This window comes from Paenibacillus sp. MAHUQ-63, from assembly GCF_028765165.1.
GTDB lineage: Bacteria > Bacillota > Bacilli > Paenibacillales > NBRC-103111 > Paenibacillus_E.
Window position 1 is genome coordinate 496,770 of sequence record NZ_JARADB010000001.1, and the last position, 19,600, is coordinate 516,369.

The 19,600-nt window shown below is 51.3% G+C and carries 17 protein-coding genes; 4 read left to right on the forward strand and 13 right to left on the reverse strand.

Features of this window, described 5'->3' with window-relative positions; all coding sequences use genetic code 11:
• Positions 1 to 52: 52 nt before the first annotated feature.
• From PUT07_RS02070 to polA, 5 genes are all read right to left on the reverse strand, one after another.
• Positions 53 to 625, reverse strand: a complete 573-nt coding sequence (locus tag PUT07_RS02070) for a lytic transglycosylase domain-containing protein (protein WP_274466083.1) — start codon at positions 623 to 625, stop codon at positions 53 to 55.
• Entirely contained in the window at positions 622 to 1,218 is a 597-nt protein-coding gene (coaE, locus tag PUT07_RS02075; protein ID WP_274466084.1) for a dephospho-CoA kinase, read from the reverse strand. The genes PUT07_RS02070 and coaE overlap by 4 nt, the downstream gene beginning before the upstream one ends.
• 32 nt (positions 1,219 to 1,250) lie before the next feature.
• A complete protein-coding gene (locus PUT07_RS02080) occupies positions 1,251 to 1,985 on the reverse strand; it encodes an MntP/YtaF family protein (protein WP_274466085.1) in 735 nt (244 codons plus the stop codon).
• A 104-nt stretch (positions 1,986 to 2,089) separates the two neighbouring features.
• Complete coding sequence (gene mutM / locus PUT07_RS02085; protein ID WP_274466086.1) at positions 2,090 to 2,950, reverse strand: DNA-formamidopyrimidine glycosylase; 861 nt, start codon at positions 2,948 to 2,950, stop codon at positions 2,090 to 2,092.
• A gap of 34 nt (positions 2,951 to 2,984) precedes the next feature.
• On the reverse strand, positions 2,985 to 5,648 hold the full coding sequence (polA, locus tag PUT07_RS02090; protein WP_274466087.1) for a DNA polymerase I: 2,664 nt from the start codon (positions 5,646 to 5,648) through the stop codon (positions 2,985 to 2,987).
• Between the two features lie 134 nt (positions 5,649 to 5,782).
• Between polA and PUT07_RS02095 the strand changes: the two genes are divergently transcribed.
• Complete coding sequence (locus tag PUT07_RS02095) at positions 5,783 to 6,532, forward strand: HAD family hydrolase (RefSeq protein ID WP_274466088.1); 750 nt, start codon at positions 5,783 to 5,785, stop codon at positions 6,530 to 6,532.
• An 8-nt stretch (positions 6,533 to 6,540) separates the two neighbouring features.
• On the opposite strand, the gene PUT07_RS02100 is transcribed toward PUT07_RS02095, so the two are convergent.
• Complete coding sequence (locus PUT07_RS02100) at positions 6,541 to 8,283, reverse strand: GGDEF domain-containing protein (protein WP_274466089.1); 1,743 nt, start codon at positions 8,281 to 8,283, stop codon at positions 6,541 to 6,543.
• Positions 8,284 to 8,476: 193 nt separating this feature from the next.
• Here PUT07_RS02100 and PUT07_RS02105 point away from each other — a divergent pair, with 193 nt between their 5' ends.
• Positions 8,477 to 10,072: an ATP-binding response regulator gene (locus tag PUT07_RS02105; RefSeq protein ID WP_274466090.1), complete on the forward strand. Its 1,596-nt coding sequence runs from the start codon at positions 8,477 to 8,479 to the stop codon at positions 10,070 to 10,072.
• Between the two features lie 96 nt (positions 10,073 to 10,168).
• Here the strand turns inward: PUT07_RS02105 and phoU are convergent, their stop codons facing one another.
• From phoU to PUT07_RS02130, 5 genes are all read right to left on the reverse strand, one after another.
• Positions 10,169 to 10,828 carry a phosphate signaling complex protein PhoU gene (phoU, locus tag PUT07_RS02110; protein ID WP_274466091.1) on the reverse strand — a complete coding sequence of 220 codons (660 nt, stop codon included), beginning with the start codon at positions 10,826 to 10,828 and terminating at the stop codon, positions 10,169 to 10,171.
• A 26-nt stretch (positions 10,829 to 10,854) separates the two neighbouring features.
• Positions 10,855 to 11,622, reverse strand: a complete 768-nt coding sequence (gene pstB, locus PUT07_RS02115) for a phosphate ABC transporter ATP-binding protein PstB (RefSeq protein WP_274466092.1) — start codon at positions 11,620 to 11,622, stop codon at positions 10,855 to 10,857.
• Positions 11,623 to 11,624: 2 nt separating this feature from the next.
• Positions 11,625 to 12,482: a phosphate ABC transporter permease PstA gene (pstA, locus tag PUT07_RS02120; protein ID WP_274466094.1), complete on the reverse strand. Its 858-nt coding sequence runs from the start codon at positions 12,480 to 12,482 to the stop codon at positions 11,625 to 11,627.
• Positions 12,479 to 13,315 (reverse strand): phosphate ABC transporter permease subunit PstC, encoded by an 837-nt coding sequence (pstC, locus tag PUT07_RS02125; protein ID WP_274466096.1) that lies wholly within the window; start codon positions 13,313 to 13,315, stop codon positions 12,479 to 12,481. The genes pstA and pstC overlap by 4 nt, the downstream gene beginning before the upstream one ends.
• A 278-nt stretch (positions 13,316 to 13,593) precedes the next feature.
• Entirely contained in the window at positions 13,594 to 14,517 is a 924-nt protein-coding gene (locus PUT07_RS02130) for a phosphate ABC transporter substrate-binding protein (protein WP_274466097.1), read from the reverse strand.
• Positions 14,518 to 14,805: 288 nt separating this feature from the next.
• Here PUT07_RS02130 and PUT07_RS02135 point away from each other — a divergent pair, with 288 nt between their 5' ends.
• Positions 14,806 to 16,806, forward strand: coding sequence for a methyl-accepting chemotaxis protein (locus PUT07_RS02135; protein WP_274466099.1), 2,001 nt, complete (start codon positions 14,806 to 14,808; stop codon positions 16,804 to 16,806).
• Between the two features lie 77 nt (positions 16,807 to 16,883).
• Here the strand turns inward: PUT07_RS02135 and PUT07_RS02140 are convergent, their stop codons facing one another.
• Positions 16,884 to 17,723, reverse strand: coding sequence for an MBL fold metallo-hydrolase (locus tag PUT07_RS02140; protein WP_274466100.1), 840 nt, complete (start codon positions 17,721 to 17,723; stop codon positions 16,884 to 16,886).
• A 787-nt stretch (positions 17,724 to 18,510) separates the two neighbouring features.
• Here PUT07_RS02140 and PUT07_RS02145 point away from each other — a divergent pair.
• Complete coding sequence (locus PUT07_RS02145; RefSeq protein ID WP_274466101.1) at positions 18,511 to 18,831, forward strand: transposase; 321 nt, start codon at positions 18,511 to 18,513, stop codon at positions 18,829 to 18,831.
• A 250-nt stretch (positions 18,832 to 19,081) separates the two neighbouring features.
• On the opposite strand, the gene PUT07_RS02150 is transcribed toward PUT07_RS02145, so the two are convergent.
• Positions 19,082 to 19,429, reverse strand: coding sequence for a Ger(x)C family spore germination C-terminal domain-containing protein (locus tag PUT07_RS02150; protein ID WP_274466102.1), 348 nt, complete (start codon positions 19,427 to 19,429; stop codon positions 19,082 to 19,084).
• Positions 19,430 to 19,600 lie beyond the last annotated feature (171 nt).

Genomic DNA, 19,600 nt, shown 5'->3' on the forward strand with positions numbered 1-19,600 from the left:
GTATTGGACGCTAGCCCCCACAAGGAGCTGGTCCAATGCTTCTTTGTTTATGTCAAGTTTCCCATTGCTCGGAATACAGCTTCGTGTATTTCTCGTAATAATAGATCACGCGTTGTACATAATGCCGGGTTTCACCGAATGGAATCTGGTCGATGTGTTCTTGTGTGCCATCCCAAATTTCATTTTGCTTCCATTTATTCACATTCCCCTGTCCTGCATTGTAAGCCGCAATCGCATAAATCAAGTTTCCGTTGTAATGCCTCGTCAGCCAGCTCAAATACCAAGACCCGAGATTAATGTTTACTTCCGCTTTTAATAAATCCGCTTGCGTATGAGGCCCTAAATTCGTAGACTCTACGATCCATTCCGCCGTGTCCGGCATTAGCTGCATGAGACCGAGCGCTCCTTTGCTCGACTCCAGGTGATACTTATAATTCGTCTCTACCCGAATGATGGCTGCGATCAGGAAAGGGTCTATATTGTGTTTCGCCGCACTTTGCTTAATCTCCTGCTGAAAATAAATCGGATACAGCTTTCTTCCTATAAAAGAGCTATTCATAAAGAGAACCATAATGAAGCAAATGAGCAAGAGAGCAAACACTCGCTTTTTGCGTAGAAACTTCATGAAAGCCCCTTCCCTAGCCAAAATCGTTCGACCTCCGCATAGGTGTCTTCCTGCGTTCCGCTGTTGTCGATCACGATATCCGCTAGTTTGCGTTTTTCTTCAATCGACATCTGCGCGTCTATCCGGTTGTTGGCTGCGCTTTCCGTCAAGCCGTCCCTCACCATCAAGCGTTCCAATTGAACATGGCGGGGCACATAAACAACCATCACCTGTTCAAACAAATGAGCTAAATTCGATTCGTACAGCAATGGAATGTCCACGACAACCAGCTTGTCCGGATACTGACTTTCGTAAGCTTCCATTTGCTCCCGGATTTGCTTGCGGATCGGCGGGTGCAGGATGCTTTCCAGCTGCTTGCGGGCTTCGGCATCACCGAAGACGATCTGCCCGAGCTTCTTCCTGTGCAGAGTGCCGTCTTCCTGAAGAACCGCTTGTCCAAAATGGGCAGCAACCTGTTCGAGAACAGGGCTGCCGGGCTCGACAACGTCGCGGGCTATTTGATCTGCATCTACCAATAGAGCGCCGCGGCCTACCAGCATGGCGCTAACCGTGCTTTTGCCGCAGGCGATTCCTCCTGTTAACCCGATATTCATAAGCTTCTTCTCTCCTAAGCGTATTCCTGGCACTATAACATTTTCAATAAACCCATAAGAATAAGCACACAACCTGGAAGAATCGATAATTTCTTCATCCAATTCATTTCCGCATACCGAAAGCCTACTCTTAATCCTAAAGCAATGAAAGAACCGCTCGAAATCGAGATGACCGAGGCTGTTAACAAAGGGACGAAGCCGATGAGCGCCGCACCGATCCCTGCCCCGAACGCATCCAGAGAGAGAGCCAAGCCGAGCAGCGTCGCTTCAGAGGCCGAAATGTTGCCTGATTTGTCAACGTCGGCTATGGATGGCGTGCGCAAAATCTGAATGACCAGACCGAACCGCTTCAGCTCGATATTCAAAATTTCCTTCGTCCTTTGCAGCGTATCCATGGTGACAAGCTCCGTGCCCGCAGAGCCGGCAGTGCCGGCAGTGCCTACAGAGCTAAGCATAGCTTGCTCCTCGCCTTTGGCCGTATCCGCAGAATCATGCGACTTCTGCTGCCTCAGCTGTGCCAGCGCCCAGATGCCGATTCCGATCAGAATGAGCGCTCCGATTCGTTGCGCCATAAGCGGCGACATGAATGACGACATCAAGACGCCAATTTGCATGGAGCTATAAATAATGATACCAGACCAAAGCGATATGATTCCAATTGAGAGGATCGGAATGCGTATTTTGCGTAAACCATACATGACTCCGACGCCGAAACCGTCCAAGGAAACTGCAAAAGCCAGTATAAGCAGAGAAAACACCGGAAGCATATTACCCCTCCTAAGAGTATTGCCGCATACGGCCGAGAGCTGGTGCCAGCTGACGGTCTGGGCTAAGTACTCCATATCATATGGGAAGGGCGGGCTTCACGTGCCTAATCGGCTAACTTCTTTCGAATTCTCTTCCGCTTGAGCGGCTGGCAGGTTGGGCATATGTGCGTCCCTCTGCCGCCAACGACGGTTTTGTAAATTTCGCTGCCGCATGCCTTGCAGGATTGCGACTGCCGGCCATAGATGTTCAATTGATGCTGGAACAAGCCGATTTCACCTTGGCCGTTCACATACGATTTGATGGATGAGCCTCCGACCTCGACGGAGTCGCTGAGCGTTCGCACGATCGCTTCGTGCAGCCGCTGCAGCTCCTTCCTGCTGAGCGACGAGGCTTCGCGTTCCGGATGGATACCGGCTAAGAAAAGGGACTCGTCTACATAAATATTACCGATGCCCACAATATATTCTTGATTAAGCAGCAGGGGCTTGATCTTCGTCTTCTTGCCGGCTATACGGTCCCGGAACGCTTCGAACGTGAAGCTTTCGTCAAGCGGCTCCAGCCCCAGCTTATGCAGCGGAGCCTGCGTCAGCTCCTCGCCGCGCGGGAACAGATGCATCGTGCCGAATTGCCGGACGTCCTTGTACCGCAGCTCCGTGCCGTCCGTGAACCGGAATAAGACGTGGGTATGCGGCTCCAACGGATCTTCGCCGTCGTACAGCCCATAACGCCCCTCCATCCGCAGATGCGAGACCATGCAGTAGTCCGTGAGCAGGAAGCGAAGAAACTTCCCCCTGCGCTCGATAGATTCAATCGTCTGCCCCTGAAGCAGCACTTCAAACTGCTGGATATCGTCCGGCTTCTGAATGATGCGGGGCAATCTGACCTGAACTCGCTCGATCGTTTTCCCGGCGATCAGGTTATTCAGTGTGCGCTTGACCGTTTCCACTTCGGGTAGTTCAGGCACGGATGTTCACCTCTTCTGTCAGTTGATTGAGAACTTACTTCGCGTCATACCAAGTCGTGCCATAGTCGACGTCCGCTCGAAGCGGCACGTCCAGCTTCAGCGCGCCGGCCATCACTTCCGGCACCAGCTGCTTCATCGTCTCGAGCTCCTCTTCCGGGACCTCGAAGACCAGCTCATCGTGTACCTGCAGCAGCATGCGGCTCTTGAGACCGTCCTGCTTGAGCCGCGCCGCCATCTGCACCATGGCCAGCTTAATGATGTCCGCTGCTGTTCCCTGAATCGGCGTATTCATCGCCGTGCGCTCCGCGAAGGAACGCAGATTGAAGTTCGAATGCGTAATCTCCGGCAAATACCGGCGGCGCTGCAGCAGCGTCGTCACGTAGCCGTTCGCGCGCGCATCCTTCACGATATCGTCCATATATTTGCGAACGCCCTGGAAGACGGCGAAATATTGCTCAATGAATTGCGCGGCATCCCGGCGGGTAATGTCCAAGTTCTGGGACAAGCCGTAGTCGCTGATGCCGTAGACGATGCCGAAGTTAACAGCTTTCGCCTGACGCCGCATATTCGCGTCGACGGCGCTCTCCTCCACCCCGAAGACGTCCATCGCCGTCTTCGTGTGGATGTCCATATTCTGAAGGAACGCTTCCTTCAGCTTCTCATCCTGCGAGATATGCGCTAGCACGCGCAGCTCGATCTGCGAGTAATCCGCAGCGAGAATGTACCATCCGGGCTCGGATGGCACGAACACCTTGCGGATCTTGCGCCCCTCCTCCAGACGAATCGGAATGTTCTGGAGGTTCGGGAACTGGCTGCTGAGCCTGCCTGTGGCCGCGATCGTCTGCCGGTAATAGGTGTGCACCTTACCGGTCTCCGGCCGCACCTCCTTCAGCAGCCCCTCGACATACGTCGATTGCAGCTTCGCCAGCTGACGGTAGTTCAGAATCTGCCCGACCACTTCGTTATAAGGCGCGAGCCGCTCCAGCACCTCGGCATCCGTCGAGTAGCCGGTTTTGGTCTTCTTCCAAGCTGGCAGTCCCAGCTTCTCGAACAGAATCTCGCCAAGCTGTTTCGGCGAGTTGATGTTGAACTCGACGCCGGCGAGCTTGTAAATGCTGGCCATAATCGTGTCCAGCTTATTGACAAGCTCGACGCCGAGCGCTTTCAACCCGTCGGCATCCACGGCGATGCCGCGCAGCTCCATCTCCGCCAGCACGCCGGCCAGCGGCTGCTCCAGCTCGTAGAAGAGGCGGTGCATCTCGCTCTTCTCCAGCTCCTCCGCCAGCACCGGCACGAGGCGGGCGGTCGCCATCGCTTTGCGGCCCAGATGGTCGCTAAGCGCAGCCAGTTCCGGCAGGCGGAACTTCGCGCCTTTGCCGAATACTTCGTCGTCCGCCTTCAGCCCCGGCAGACTGTACTTCGCCGACAGGCCGCTCAAGCTCAGATTCGACTCAGTCGGATCCAGCAGATAGGCGGCCAGCAGGACGTCGAAATCGACACCCTTCAGTTCGATCCCCTGCCAAGCCAGCGCGAGCAAGGAGCGGTGCAGATCGAATACTTTCTTCTTCTTGGACTCGTCGCCGAGCCAAGCGCGCAGCGGCTCCCCCGCTTCGCTCTGCATCAGCTGGAAAGGCACATAATAGGACTTATTCGTATCCCCGTCCTGGATAAACCAGACGACACCGACATTCACCGCCTGATGCGGGTTTTCGCCCACGGCTTCGACGTGAATGACCGCGTCGTCGTTTAAGCTGGCGGTCAGCAGGCTCATATTTTCTTCCGTTACGACAATCGGCTCCAGGCTTTCCACCGTCTGTCCCAGCGCTTCCAAATCCGTGGTGCCGAAGTCCATCTTCTCCAGCAAGGATTTGAACTCCAGCTTGCGGAACATCGAGGCAAGAGCTTGTCCGTCGAAGCCGTCATAGCGGAACGTCTCCCATTCCGTCTCCATCGGCACTTCGCGGAAAATCGTAGCGAGCTCTTTGCTCATTAGCGCGTCCTTGGCATGCTCCTCGACCTTCTCCTTCATCTTGCCCTTCAGGCTTGCCGTATTGGCCAGCACTTCCTCTACCGTGCCGAACTCGTGCAGCATTTTGAGCGCCGTCTTCTCCCCTACCCCGGGAATGCCCGGAATATTGTCCGACGTATCGCCCATCAAGCCTTTGAGATCGATGATTTGAGCAGGCGTCAGGCCGTATTTCTCCTGGATGCCGGCCGGATCGTACAGTTCCACTTCCGTGATCCCTTTGCGGGTGATCGCTACGGTGACATGATCGGAGGCGAGCTGCAGCATATCCTTGTCTCCGGAGACGAGCAGCACCTTCTCCCCTCTGGCGTCGGCGGCTTTGGTCAGCGTTCCGATAATATCGTCCGCTTCATAGCCGGAGAGCTCGAATTGCGGGATTTTGAACGCTTTCAGAAGCTCCTTGATAAGCGGGAACTGCTCGGACAGCTCCGACGGCGTCTTCGCCCTTCCGCCTTTGTATTCCGTGTATTCCTTATGTCGAAACGTGATTTTCCCGGCATCGAAAGCGACCAGGAAATGAGTTGGCTTTTCTTCCTCAATGAGTTTAAGCAGCATCGTTGTAAAACCGTAAACGGCGTTCGTATGCAGGCCGCTCGAATTGCTAAGAAGCGGCAGAGCATAGAAAGCCCGGTTCGCAATAGAGTTACCGTCAATAATTATAAGCTTATCCATAAGTTCGCACCCCGATTTTAGACATACTTCCTTCATCATAGCATACGAAATTAAAATAAAAAAACGTTGCTGCACATAAACATAGAAGGAGCCCTAAGTTTTGATGCTCCGGTCTTCAGAAGGAGGTTCTCCGAATGAGCCCTTTTTTTTCTCCAGTACGCAAAAAGGTTATTTTTTTCGATATGAATAATACGATTCTGGATCGCAGGCAATGCTTTGACTCGGCCTTTCTGGAAGTCATGAACGATTACACGGCCAGGTGGGAGCCGGACGAAGCGCTCTTCACCGCCCAAGATGTGCTGCAAAGCTATAAAATGGAATGGAGCCGCCACCGCAAAGCGCCGGTGCGAAGTCCGATCTCACCCGACGAGCTCAGGCATATCTGTTTGCGCAAGGCGCTTCAGCCTTTGCCGGTGAATGTAAGCCCCGCTTTCACCAGAGCTTTCTTCGAGGGGGTCGAGGAGCAGGAAGACAATTTTGTCGCTCTCTTTCCCGGCGTAGAGGACACGCTTGAGTCTTTGTCCAAACATTATAAGCTTGCCATTATCAGCAACGGGAACCGCAGAAGGCTGCAGCATAATTTGGAGAAAATGAAGCTGACCCGGTGGATAAGCCAGGACCGCTTGTTCAGTTCGGAGAAGGATGGACCGCGCAAACCGCACCCGGCCATATTCGAGAAGGCGCTTAAGGCTATGAACGCAGCGGCCAGCCAAAGCGTCATGGTGGGGAATTCGTGGCGCAACGATGTGGTTGGCGCCGCATCCAGCGGCTTGGACGCCATCTGGATACATCCGGGGAATATGAAGAAAATATCGGAACGCCGCATCGGCAAACAGAAGGTCATCATCATTCGCTCTTTCAAGCAGTTGAATTATACCTTCTAATGGGCTTGTCATCCGATATTTTGAAAATAATAAATGCTGCCTGGATAGGCCTTGGCCTTCTTCTTGAGCGCAGCCGCCGTTTGAGAAATGTCTTCAAGTGAAATGGGAGATTCACAGCTGCAGACGACTAAAGACAGCGACAATGTGACTCCCTCGCTCTTCACCTTGTTCCCGCTCCGGTCCCATACATACTCCCATTCCTCGTCTTCATAGAACATCTGCACGCCCTGCTCGAATCTGCGAATCATCTCCTGGCACAGAAGCTCCGGCTCCGCCGCCACCGAGATGGCGATGAAATCGTCGCCCCCCACATGACCTACGAAATCAAGAGGCGTTCCGCACACGCTGATGGCCTGCTGCATAATATCGGCTGTATATTGAATCAGCTGATCCCCTTTCTGAAAGCCGAAACGGTCATTAAACCATTTGAAATAATCCAAATCCGCATAGACGACATGGAATGGTTTCTGCTCGTGAATGCGTCTGTTCAGCTCCCGGTTAATCTGCAGATTGCCCGGCAGCCCCGTCAGCGGATTGGCCACGCGCGCAGACTCCATCCGGACATTCGTGATGCTTTCGAGAATCGATCGGATGGAAGCAATCCCTGCCATTTTGCCATTCGTCGTAATGATCACCAGATCGTATAGATGATGGATGGAGCGCGACGTCGCCATTTGCGATACCTGCTCAACCGACGTGAACTCGTCTACGATGAGCGGCGTTTCATCCATAATAGACTCAATCGTCCGATTCCAGAACAAGGAGAACGCATATTGCCCGGCCAATTGCTGAAACAGCCGTTCTCTCATCATTAAACCGACAGGCTCCTCGTTGCTCACGATGACGGCGCCGACCGCTTCTTGATTTTTTTTGAAATAGTCCGCAACTTCCGAGATCGGTGATTTCTTGTCGAACGTTTTGACAGGTGTCTTGAGATCGCCGATATGCCAGTTCATATGGCCTCCTTGCACCTTGCGATGCTGCCCAATGAGCATTCTTAAACTGTCCTGAATGTCCGCCGGCGCCTTCTGCGGCTTCCCTAGCAGAAACCCTTGCGCATAATGAACGCCAAGCCGCGTCAATTTGGCCAGCTCATCCGGAATTTCGATGCCTTCGGCAATAATCGAAATGTTCATTTTGTGAGCGATCGTGACGAACGTTTCCAAGATGTACTCTTTCACTTTGTGCTTATGTATGTTTTCAATGAGAGACCGGTCGATCTTGATGAAATCCGGCTGAAGCTCCGCGATCGCCTGCAGGGAGGAGTAGCCGGCCCCGGCGTCGTCGATGGCGATGCGGTAGCCCTGCTTGCGGTAATGCTCCAATATTTTCTGGGCGAGAGTGAAATCCTCAATGGACGTTCTTTCCGTAATTTCGAAAACGACATTGCTCGGCTTCAGACCGTATTTCAGCAAAATGTCCAGCGTTTTACCCGGAACGAACCCGGGGTCATAGAGCACGTGGGAGGATATGTTAATGAACAGCAATTGCTGCGGGTGCTCCAGAATCGAACCCTGAATCGCTTTCTCGCGCGCCAACTGTTCGAGCTTATACAGCTCTCCGTTCTGTTCGGCGAATTCAAACATGGCGATCGGAGATTGAAACATGCTGTCTTGGGGGCCGCGGATCAGCGCTTCATATCCCATCACCTGTCCGTCCTGCAGAGAGACAATAGGTTGATAGACCGAATGTACCGCCCCCGTGGCGAGTATATCTTGAAATAAGGTTGTTGCTTCTGACTGACTGTTCATGTCCATCATCCCTCATGTCGTTTTATGTATATGTATAGTCTATCAAAACAAATGATAGTCTTTATTATCGATGTGTAAAATCTATGTAAAGACTTTAAAATAAAAAGAGGGAAATGCCTCTCCGCCCACGAAAAAATAGAAGGACGATTGCTAGGTGCGTACATCCTTTGTACAAGCACGGAAAGGAATTGAAATGGAACAACAAGTCAAAATCTTGGCGGTAGATGACCGCTACGAGAACTTGCTGGCTCTGAATAGCATTTTAGCCTCATCCCACTATGACGTGATCTCGCTGCAATCCGGCGAGGAAGTTTTACGATATTTATTGAAAGAGCCCGCTGACCATATCGCCGTCATCTTGATGGATGTGCAGATGCCTGGTTTAAGCGGCTTTGAAACCGTAGAGCTCATCAAGCAGCGCAAAGCTTGTCAGGACATCCCGATCATTTTCCTAACAGCCCTAAGCACATCGATTGAGCATGTTCTGAAGGGGTATCATGTCGGCTCGATCGACTATTTGTTCAAGCCTGTACACCCGGAGATGCTCCGAATGAAGGTGGATGCCTTCGTCAATATGCACCTCAATCATCAAAAAATCAAATACCAGAGCGAACTGCTGCACAAGCGTACGCTCGATCTCGAAGAAACCAACCGGAAGCTGGCGGAAGCCGAAGAGAAGCTCAAGCAGCAGAATACGCTGCTCGAGCAATGGGTGGAGGAGCGCACCTCGGAGCTCGTGGACGCTCATGAGAAGCTGATGAAATCCCAGGATCATTTCAAAAAAATGTTCATGCTCTCTCCCTCTCTGATGGCCATTCGCCGCTTGCCGGACTTGTCGTATATCGAAATTAACGAGAGCTGGAAGCAATATACCGGTTATGGCGACGAAATCATCGGTACGAACTTGGACCTTCTGCGCAAGGAATCCGGCGAGTCCACCTCCTGCGAAGAAGTCGTTCATAACTGCAAAGTCCGGTATGAAACCAAGTCCAAGGAGATGCGGACAGCCTTGCTGTCCACGGAAATCATCGATATTGAGAATGAGAGCTGCCTGCTTCAGGTCGCCGTGGATATTACCGAGAGCTTGCGGTTTGAAACCGAGATGGCGCGTCTCGCCCAGCTGAACCTGGTCGGCGAAATGGCCGCCGGGATCGCCCACGAAATTCGCAATCCGATGACGACGATCCGCGGCTTCCTGCAGCTGTTCCGGGAGAACGACCGGAATATGCAGAAGGAATATATCCCCATCATGCTCGAAGAGCTGGACCGTGCGAATGAAATCATTACCGAATATTTATCCTTGGCCAAAAATAAACAATCCCACCAGCAGCCCGATAACATGAACCGGATTATCGAAATGCTGCTGCCGCTCATTCAGGCTGAAGCCGTCATGTCCGGCAAGCATGTTCAGTTCCAGTTCACCGAATGTCCCGATATTCATCTGGACGATAAGGAGCTGCGCCAGCTCATTCTCAATATGTGCATGAACGGTCTGGAAGCGATGTCTATTGGCGGCACGCTGACCATACAGACCTATTTGGAGAACGAGCATCTGGTTCTACTTATCGCGGATCAAGGGACGGGCATCGATGAGAAGCACCTGGAGAAGCTGGGACGTCCTTTCTTTACCACGAAAGACGAGGGCACGGGTCTCGGCTTGGCGATCTGCTACAGCATCGCGGCGAGGCACCATGCTTCGATTGAAGTGCAGTCCAGCCCGAAGGGGACGACGTTCCTAATCCGGTTTCCGGTGCCTCAGGCTGTCGGAGAGCAGACAAGCCTGGCGTGATGACGCTAGGCTTGTTAGGCGTTTGTCGTCCGGTATATACGCGAAGAGGCCCTTATTCCGTCGAATAAGGGCCTCTTCACTTACACTATAGTCAGCTTACACGTTCAAATCTTTCCGCTTCCCGGTCACCATATAGATCACGGCTTCCCCGATATTCGTCGTATGATCGGCCACCCGCTCCAAGAAATGTGCAACGAGGAGCAGATGCGTCAACTGGCGGTTCCGGTTGTAATCGGAATTCATCATGCCCATCAGCTCAGTCATCACTGTGCTGTACAACTTATCTACCCGGTCGTCCTTCTCCGCTAACGCCGCAGCTCTATGCACATCGCGTTCCGTGTAGGAAAGCAAGCTTTCCTGCAGCATCACAATGGCGATTTCCGCCATTTGCGGGATCGTCTCCAGCGGCTTCACCAGCTCTTCTCCTGCGAAACGAATCGTAATCTTTGCGATGTCCACCGCATGGTCGGCGATTCGTTCCAAGTCGGTAGCGATCTTGAGCGCTGTGCCGATGATGCGCAAATCGCTGGCCATCGGCTGCTGCAGCGCAATAAGACGCAGGGACAGTTCGTCGATTATGGTCAAATAATCATCGATCTGGTCATCGTTTTTGATTACTTGCTGCGCCGTTCTCTCGTCCAAATTAGCTAGCGAGTGTACGGACTTCAGAATCAGCTCCTTGACGCTTTCCCCCATATTCAATAGCTCTTCCTGCAATAAGGATAAAGATTGGTGAAACCCTGGTCTTGCGTCCATGTAAACGTTGCTCCTTCCAGTTGTAGTTAACCGAATCTGCCCGTGATGTAATCTTCGGTCCGTTGGTCGTTAGGATTGGTAAAGATTTTGTCGGTTTTATCGGTTTCCACCAAATATCCGTTCAGGAAGAAAGACGTCATATCCGAAATCCGAGCGGCCTGCTGCATGTTATGTGTCACAATAATGATCGTATATTTGTCTTTCAGCGTTTGGGTCAACTCTTCAACCTTCAGCGTCGAGATTGGATCGAGTGCCGATGTCGGCTCATCCATCAGCAGCACATCGGGTTCTACCGCGAGCAAACGGGCGATGCATAGACGCTGCTGTTGGCCGCCGGACAAGCCCAGTGCGGATTTGTGCAAGCGGTCCTTCACTTCGTCCCACAGCGCGGCTTGCACTAGGCTGCGCTCCACGATTTGATCGAGCAGCGCTTTCTTCTTGATGCCGTGAATGCGCGGTCCGTAAGCAATGTTGTCGTAGATGCTCATCGGGAAAGGATTCGGGCGTTGAAACACCATGCCTACGCGCTTGCGCAAGGAGACGACATCGGAGTCCCCGCCATAAATATTTTGGCCGTCAACGGATACGCTGCCTGTAATACGAACGCTGTCGATGAGATCGTTCATCCGGTTGAGCGTCCGCAGGAACGTCGATTTCCCGCAGCCGGAAGGTCCGATCAACGCCGCGATCGTTCCTGTTTCGATCGTCAAATCAATATCATGAAGCGCATGGTTTTCGCCGTAAAACAAATTCAATTTCTCTGCTTTGATTTTGGTCATGGTCGCGATCGCCATAATTATTTCCCCCCGGAAAGTCTTTTTTGTAGGATTCGGCTTGGTATGGACACGAGAAGGTTAAAGATAAGAACGACGATCAGAAGCAGCGCGGCGCTTCCTTTGGCAATTTCTTTAGCATCCGGAACAAGCGCTTCAGCGCCGACATACCAGAGGTGAACGGACAAGGTCTCCCCCATGTTGAGCGGGTTGAAATCCGGGAAAAATCTCGATACCGACAAGCCTGCCGTATAAATCAGAATCGCGGATTCACCTAATGCGCGTCCTGCGATCAGCGTGATGCCGGTGATCAAGCTGGGCAGCGCCGCCGGAATCAGCACCTTGCGGATCGCCTGCCATTTCGTTGAGCCGAGCGCCAAGCTCGCTTCCCAATAAGATTCCGGAACGGTACGAATCGATTCCTCTGTGACCCGAACCATGACCGGCAGATTCAGAAGAGCTACAGTCGCCGCGCCGCCGAGAATGGAGAATTTCAGGCCGAGCAAGTTGGCGAAGAGCAAGAAACCGAACAAACCGAAAACGATGGAAGGTACGGAGGATAAAGCTTCAACCGAGATACGAACGAGATCCGTAAACCAATTCTTTTGTGCGTAAATCGCCAGGTAAATCCCAGCGAACAATCCGATTGGAACCGATATGATGAGAGAGAGAATCAAGACATAGAAGGAGTTGAACAGCTGAGGTCCGACCCCCCCGCCAGCCTTGATTTCTTCCGATTTGCCGAAAATGAAATGCCAGGATAGATGCGGCAGTCCGTCACCCAATATCCGGATGAGGAACCAGGCCAGAATACCGATGATCGCAATGCCCGCGGCCCAGAAATATACCGTCGCGATCCGGTCTGTCGTTTTACTTGTCATTTCACTTCACTCCTCTTCGCGACGATACGAATGATAAGAATTAAGGCTAAGGAGATCACGAGCAGCAGTAGTGCCATTAAATAGAGGGCGTTGTTCCATGTGGATCCGTAATTCGTATTCCCCATATCTTTCACGATCGCTGTTGTTAGTACCGTAGTGGAATCCAGCAGCGACTTCGGCATTTGCGGCGAGTTCCCGATGACCATGAAGACGGCCATCGTTTCGCCGATCGCACGCCCCATTCCCAAAATGATGGCCGTCAAAATGCCCGGTCTGGCTGCCGGCAGCAGCACGCGCCACATCGTCTGCCAGCGCGTTGCTCCAAGAGCGAGCGAGGCTTCTTCCAAGCGGCTCGGCAGAGCGCGGATAGCATCCTCCGAAATGGACAAAATAGTTGGAAGAATCATAATCGCCAAAATTATAGCGGCAGGCAGAATCCCGTATCCGACTCCGTTTGTGAGCTTACCCAAAGCAGGCACAATGACGGTCATCCCGATAAGACCATATACAACGGACGGGATACCGACGAACAAGTCCGTTGCCGGACGCATGATTTCCCGCATCCATTTGGGAGCGATCTTCGCCATGAACAACGCTCCCGATAAAGCGAGCGGTACCGAGATCACGACCGCTACCAGCGTCATTAACAGCGTGCTGTATAGAAAAGGGAAAGCTCCGAATTTATTTTGGCCCGGCGTCCAGTCGGTGGAGAAGAAAAACTCCAGCGGGCTAACACCTTGAAAAGTTTTCAATCCCTGCATACCTACGAAAACGATGATTGAGAAAATAATCGCGGACACAAGAGCCGCGCTGGTGACAAACAACCATCGCATGATGCTGTCTTGTCTATGTTGTCCTCGGGTCCATTTGGAAACAACTGGACGGCTTCTTTCTGAACTCGCATTTGATAGTTTGTCTGCTATGGAATTCACTGGGATAATCCCCCTTCACTTATTACCACATGCGTTCACATGTCATGCTTTCATGATAGGACATGAATGTCATTGGATCGTTAATGAATTGTAAAGGCAATGTAAAAGTTTCATAACCACCGTTCAAAAACCTAAAAAGAGCACCCACAGATTGTGGGCGCTCCAAGAAGTTATTGCTATTATTTTTTGAGCAGGTCAGCCGGCAAGAATTTCAAATCGCGAACTTGTTTGCCTTGGAAATCTTTGCTTTGGATGTACTCGATGAATGCTTTTGCCGGATCTTTAGCTTCACCTTTCGTATACATGTGCTCAACACCATACAATTTGTATGTGCCGTTTTTGATGTTGTCTTCGGAGAAAGCTACGCCGTCAATTTTCAAAGCTTTAACGGTATCGTCGATGTAAGGAGTATCTACATAACCGATGGAACCGGATTGACCGGCAACGGCAGTTTTCATAGCGCCGCTGTTTTCTTGTGTGATTCCGTCTTTCGTAAACTCTTTGCCGTCAAGAATGATTGTTTTAACAAGTGTACGGGAACCGGAGCTGTCCGGACGGTGTACAAGTACGATTTTGGCATCGTTACCGCCGACGTCTTTCCAGTTCGTGACTTTGCCCATGTAGATATCAGCAGCTTGCTGTTTCGTTACATTATCTACTTTCACATCTTTGTTTACAATCAATGCAAAAGGTGCGATTGCAACTTGGTGGTCGACAAGACCTTTGTCTTTATATTCAGCAGCTGGTTCTACGTCGGAGTTACCGATGTCGGAAGTACCGTCAGCTACGTTCTTAATACCTGTACCGGAACCGCCAGCTGTAACGTTGATCGTTACTTTAGGGTTTTTCTCCATGAACTCCGTTGCCGCTTGTTTCACCAGTGGAAGCAGTGCGCTTGAGCCGGAAGCTGTGATTGTGCCGCTAAGCTCTGTTTTTGGCGTGTCGGATGGTTTAGCAGAAGCTGATGCCGCTGTTGTGGCAGCAGGTGTTGTAGAAGCGGCGCCATTCGTCTCTGTTTTAGCTCCGCAACCAACCAAAGACCCCATCATGAGTACCGCGGAAAGTGTAAATGTAATCCCTTTTTTCGACATGAACTTGAACATTGTCAGCATGTCCTCCTTTTATTGTATGTTGCTATCTCTTGTTAGTTTCGATTTCCTCTGTGTGCCTCGAACTAACTTACACATTCATCGTAACAACCGAATGTAAATTCCAAACCCGTGAAACGTAAACGTAATGTAAAACTTTTAATCGTACTTTTTCCATAGTTTTGTCTGGTTTATTTTACATTTCATTTACATACTTCGACGCTTTAGTTAATAGAAGCCTCCTATATTTATAAGTAGAAACAAGAACTTTATCAGATCTTGTCTATTTTTGGGGGGATGAGTGTGAGAAAATTCAGCATTAATAATTTGACTATGCGCACCAAGTTAATCGTCAGCTTCAGCGGTGTACTCCTGATCTTCCTGGCCGTAGCTTTCTTTAATTTGTATCAAGTCAGTCAAATCAAACAGAGCTTGACCGATCAGAATGATAAGGTTGAGCTCAAAGTGCTGGCGTTGGAATTAAAAGAAATGGTGCAGGAAATGAATATTATTGCTTCCGGTTTGGAGATTTCCAAAAAACCCATATATATTGTGAAGTACAACGCTTTGCGAAACCCATTCAATGACCGCATCAAGAGGATTGGCGATACCGCGGTTACAGATGAGCAACGAAAATGGCGCAGCCAGTTGATCCAGGCGTCCGTCGACTACATAAACAATTTCGATTCTGCTGCCGCGATGATTCAGGGCAATGGAACGAATGCGAAAGATTTGGAAATGAATTTGCTGTATCTGTACAATGAATCACAGGATTTGAAAACCGTCATTTTCGAACTCGTTGATAAGTTCTATGTGACTTACGCCGGGGAGGCGGACCAAGCGATTCAGTCGTCTACCAAAGCGTTGGACAGCACCACGTCGGTTATGATATACGTATCTATCGTCGTGCTCATATCTACTGTCTTGATCGCCTTCTTCCTTATTCGTTCCTATATTCGACCGATTCAGAAGCTGCAGAAAGCCGTTTCGCTTATTGCCTCCGGTGATTTGACTCACACGATCAACGCGACCTCGAACGACGAGTTGGGTCGGCTTAGCCACAGCTTCGACCATATGATCCTTCAGGTTCGCCAAATGCTCCATGCCACGAAGCAGATCGCTTCGTCCCTGACCGGCCATTCGCATGAGTTCCACCGGTTCTCGCAGGTAACGGCTTCGGCGAACACGGACATTCTCAAGGCGATCCACGAAATCTCCGGCGGTGCCGACGAGCAAGCAACGAAGACCGAGATGTCCTCGCAGATCATCGCCGAGCTTGAGGCGGAGATTCGCGACATTACCGCGTACACACATGAAATGATACGCGCCAGCGATGAAGCCGCAGCGGGCACGCTGCAAGGCACGGGCTATGTCCGGGCGTTGAAAACGTCGTCCGAGCAGTCGCAAGCGGTGCTGCACAAAGTGGATGCCGCGATGCAGACCTTAGCCGCCAGCTCGAAGCAAATCGGCGCTATCACACATTCGATCACGGAGATCTCGACGCAGACGAATGTGCTTGCACTGAATGCCGCGATTGAAGCGGCAAGAGCGGGTGTGCACGGCCGCGGCTTCTCCGTCATCGCGGACGAGGTTCGCCAGCTGTCGCAGCAGACGAACGACTCGTCCAAAACGATCAGCGGCATCACACAAGCGCTGCAGAAGCAGATCAAGGAGCTGCAAAGCTCGCTGCTCGAAGCAAGGGAATCGGCCAATGCGCAGAGACACCGTGTTGCCGATACGCTGGGCTCCTTCGAGAGCATTGACCAGTCCATGAAGGGCATCAAGAATCAGATCGAACAGATTCATCTCAAGATCGAGCAAGCCCGCTCAAAGAACGATACGCTGGTCGATTCCGTTCAATTCGTTGCGGCGATCGCACAGGAAACTGCGGCAGGCGTGGAGGAAGTCAATTCGACGTCGATCCAGCAGGATGCCTCCATTCGCCGGATTGCCGAGCAATCGGATGACATTCTATCGTTGGCGGAACAATTGTTTATGGAGATCAGCAAATTCCGGATTACCGAATCGGATGAGGATGAGGATGCGCACGAAAGCGGAGAATTGGGAAGTCTTCCTGACCGGGAGACTGCGGCTGCCGCTGTGGCTGCGCTCGATCGCACAGGAATTGCGGTACCTCAGGCTCATGCAGAGCTGCAAGCAGAGGAAGGGCAGATGGCAATGGATCTCGCCGGGGAGGAATTTGCGGAGAACGCGCCTGGTTCTGCAGATGAAGCCGAACCTTCGGAATCAACCGAGTCCAAGGACATCAAGCAGGAGAAGAAAGAACCTGTACTTATAGGTTAAACGAGCAGGACCTGAGGAATGCATGCGGCATGGTTGTATGCCGTACATTCCCCAGGTCCTGTTGTTTGTATTACCGGCTAGTGAACATACCGGCCTTCTTTCGGCACAGCCATTTGCTCGAAATGGTCAGCCAAGCTGCCGAGCTGAAGGGTCAGCTCATCCCCGCGCATAGGCGTGCCATGCCCTGTTACCGCCAAGCTGGGCTTCAGCTCGTTGAGCTTCTTCACCGATTGCTCCGCCGCTTCCCAGTCGGTCGTAAAATATTTCGGCGGCCCGCTGATCTCCTGCGTCTGCAGGATGACCCGGTAAAGCGATTCCTGCTTCACCGTTACGAAAGCGTCCCCTGCGATAAGGGAGCGGTCCTTCTCCCGGAACAGCGAAATATGACCCGGCGTATGACCCGGTGTATGTACCCACTGCCACTCCGGCAATCCGGGGATGGCGCCGCCTTGCGGCAGCGGCTTCACATGACTGGCGATGTTGATGCCGTGATTCGGGAATAGCGGGGAAAGCTCGCTAATCAAGCCGCCGTTCACGGTAGAGTCGCCCTGGGGATAGTTCGCTTTTCCCGTCAGATACGGAATTTCCAACTCATGCGCATATACGGGCACGTCCCAATGCTCCAGCAGCTCCGTGAGCGCCCCGACATGATCGAAGTGACCATGGGTCAGGATGATCCCCTCCGGCTTCGTAAGCGGGCCGTAGTGGTCCTCGGCAAGCCGTATGATCTCATTTGCGGATTGCGGCATGCCGGCATCGACGAGATACCAGGTTTTCGCTTTGCTTGTCGGGTTCCCGATCAGACATATATTCACGAATTGAATGCAGTAACAGTAAATATCGATGCTGACTTCCTTGCCCTCGCCGCTCGAAACGGACGTTAAGGGAATGTACGTATGCTCATAAGTAGAATCCACTTGCCATACTCCTCCTCGGATAATGTCTCTGATAGCATCCCCGGTTTCTTGACGGATTATATGGAAATTCTCTGATAATCCTGTGCAGCGCTTCGGCATAACGAGGATCCCTGGTTCAGGTGGGAGGTAGTAGGCACAGGTGGTAGCAGAGGTGGTAGGTAGGAGCCGATCCTAGCTTAGGGAGCGCGGGTAACGATCCTAGCCTAAGGAGCGCGGGTAACGGGAATTTCTCCTGTTATTTCGGCTGAATAGAGCCGATCCGGGTAGGATAACTGGATAATCTCCCGTTAATTCTACACAAAATGGCCGCAAGAGGGCATTCTTCGCCATTTTAACGGGAGTAATTCCCGTTATTACTCCCGAAAGCCTATACGACATAGGAATAGCGGGAGTTTTTCCTTTTATTCTGCGCTCAGGTGGGATTTCGACGTGCAGCGCTGTATACGAAGATTCCTGGTTCAGCAGGAGGCAGCAGGAGCCGATCCTAGCCTACGGAGCGCGGGTAACGGGAATTTCTCCTGTTATTTCGGCTGAATAGAGCCGATCCGGGTAGGATAACTGGATAAACTCCTGTTAATTTTGCACAAAATGGCCGCAAGAGGGCATTCTTCGCCATTTTAACGGGAGTAATTCCCGTTATTCCTTCCCAAAGCCTATTCGGCATAGGAATAGCGGGAGTTTTTCCTTTTATTCTGCGCTCAGGTGGGATAAACCTCTTAGACCCCTTAATTAAACTGGAGTCCTCCCAACCAATAAATTAAACTAAAAGCAAGGGAGATGATCCAGAATGAAAAAGAGGTTTAAAGAGGAAGAAAAACTTAAAATAGTTAAGGAAGCATTAGCCGGTGTTAAGATTGGGGTGCTCGCCCGCATATATGACACACACCCTGAAACCATCCGTTTATGGGTGAAAGATTACCGTGACACCATCGCAGAATCGGGGATTCCTCGAACAGATGAGAATATAGAGGAATTACGGCGACTGCAGGAGGTGGAGGAGCGCTATGAAAAAGCGGTGAAGGTTCTTGGTGAGAAAGAACTCGAAATAGAAATCCTCAGAGAGCTATTAAAAAAGAAAAACCCCGCTTATCAGAAAAAGTTGAAGTAGCAACCCGTTCATTAAGCGGGGTGAGCCAGCAGCAGTTGTACTGCGCATCCTTGGGTTATCGGAGTCAACATACTACGAACGTAAAAAAAGAGCGGCTTGTAGGCAGACCGAACATCTAACAGAATGTCACCGCCGGGGACGCCCTGTTTCAGGCTACTCTTCTACAGTAACAGGTGAGAAAGTTAGCGATGAGCAAATACAACTGGGACAGATGGATATAAATTATCTCGAATAGGCGAGAATACCCAGTTTATTTTCCTATTTTTAAATCCCCGGTATTCCGAATATCCACTACCGTTCGAAAATCAATAACTAGCTTAGGAAACAGTTGATTTTCCCATTCATCGACTTGACTCTGCGTGAGCTTCCTTCGAAAGATCTCGCCGGTCATCAGAATGTCCGAATGTTCCTGTTTTAGCTTGCTGAATAGCAGTTGAAACCGCTTTTCAAGGAGCTGTTCCAGTTCTCGCTTCAAAATCCTGTTGTCCAAAACGTCCTTCTCTTTGGCCTCCAACACGATTGCTTTCAGATCCATCGTACTTTTAAGTTTCGGGGCCCCGCCTTCCCATGAAGTCCGATTTTTGACATGGGCCCCCACAATTTGTAAACTTGAGGACTACTCCGTGACCTCGACGATTCCGCTTATGAATCGGCCGCGAAATAAGTTATAGAGCATTGTTTCTTCTCCGATCCGGTTGGGCTGATATTATGATTACCATTGCCCTCAAGAATTATTTTCCAAACTGATATCAGCTCTGCAGCACATCAG

Excerpts from the sequence above, each read along its gene's own strand:
- PUT07_RS02095 (WP_274466088.1), top strand. The coding sequence starts at position 5,783 with ATGAGCCCTTTTTTTTCTCCAGTACGCAAAAAGGTTATTTTTTTCGAT.
- polA (WP_274466087.1), bottom strand. The coding sequence starts at position 5,648 with ATGGATAAGCTTATAATTATTGACGGTAACTCTATTGCGAACCGGGCT.
- pstA (WP_274466094.1), bottom strand. The coding sequence starts at position 12,482 with ATGACAAGTAAAACGACAGACCGGATCGCGACGGTATATTTCTGGGCC.
- pstB (WP_274466092.1), bottom strand. The coding sequence starts at position 11,622 with ATGGCGATCGCGACCATGACCAAAATCAAAGCAGAGAAATTGAATTTG.
- PUT07_RS02100 (WP_274466089.1), bottom strand. The coding sequence starts at position 8,283 with ATGAACAGTCAGTCAGAAGCAACAACCTTATTTCAAGATATACTCGCC.
- phoU (WP_274466091.1), bottom strand. The coding sequence starts at position 10,828 with ATGGACGCAAGACCAGGGTTTCACCAATCTTTATCCTTATTGCAGGAA.
- coaE (WP_274466084.1), bottom strand. The coding sequence starts at position 1,218 with ATGAATATCGGGTTAACAGGAGGAATCGCCTGCGGCAAAAGCACGGTT.
- PUT07_RS02070 (WP_274466083.1), bottom strand. The coding sequence starts at position 625 with ATGAAGTTTCTACGCAAAAAGCGAGTGTTTGCTCTCTTGCTCATTTGC.
- PUT07_RS02130 (WP_274466097.1), bottom strand. The coding sequence starts at position 14,517 with ATGTTCAAGTTCATGTCGAAAAAAGGGATTACATTTACACTTTCCGCG.
- PUT07_RS02080 (WP_274466085.1), bottom strand. The coding sequence starts at position 1,985 with ATGCTTCCGGTGTTTTCTCTGCTTATACTGGCTTTTGCAGTTTCCTTG.
- PUT07_RS02105 (WP_274466090.1), top strand. The coding sequence starts at position 8,477 with ATGGAACAACAAGTCAAAATCTTGGCGGTAGATGACCGCTACGAGAAC.
- pstC (WP_274466096.1), bottom strand. The coding sequence starts at position 13,315 with ATGCGATGGTTGTTTGTCACCAGCGCGGCTCTTGTGTCCGCGATTATT.
- PUT07_RS02145 (WP_274466101.1), top strand. The coding sequence starts at position 18,511 with ATGAAAAAGAGGTTTAAAGAGGAAGAAAAACTTAAAATAGTTAAGGAA.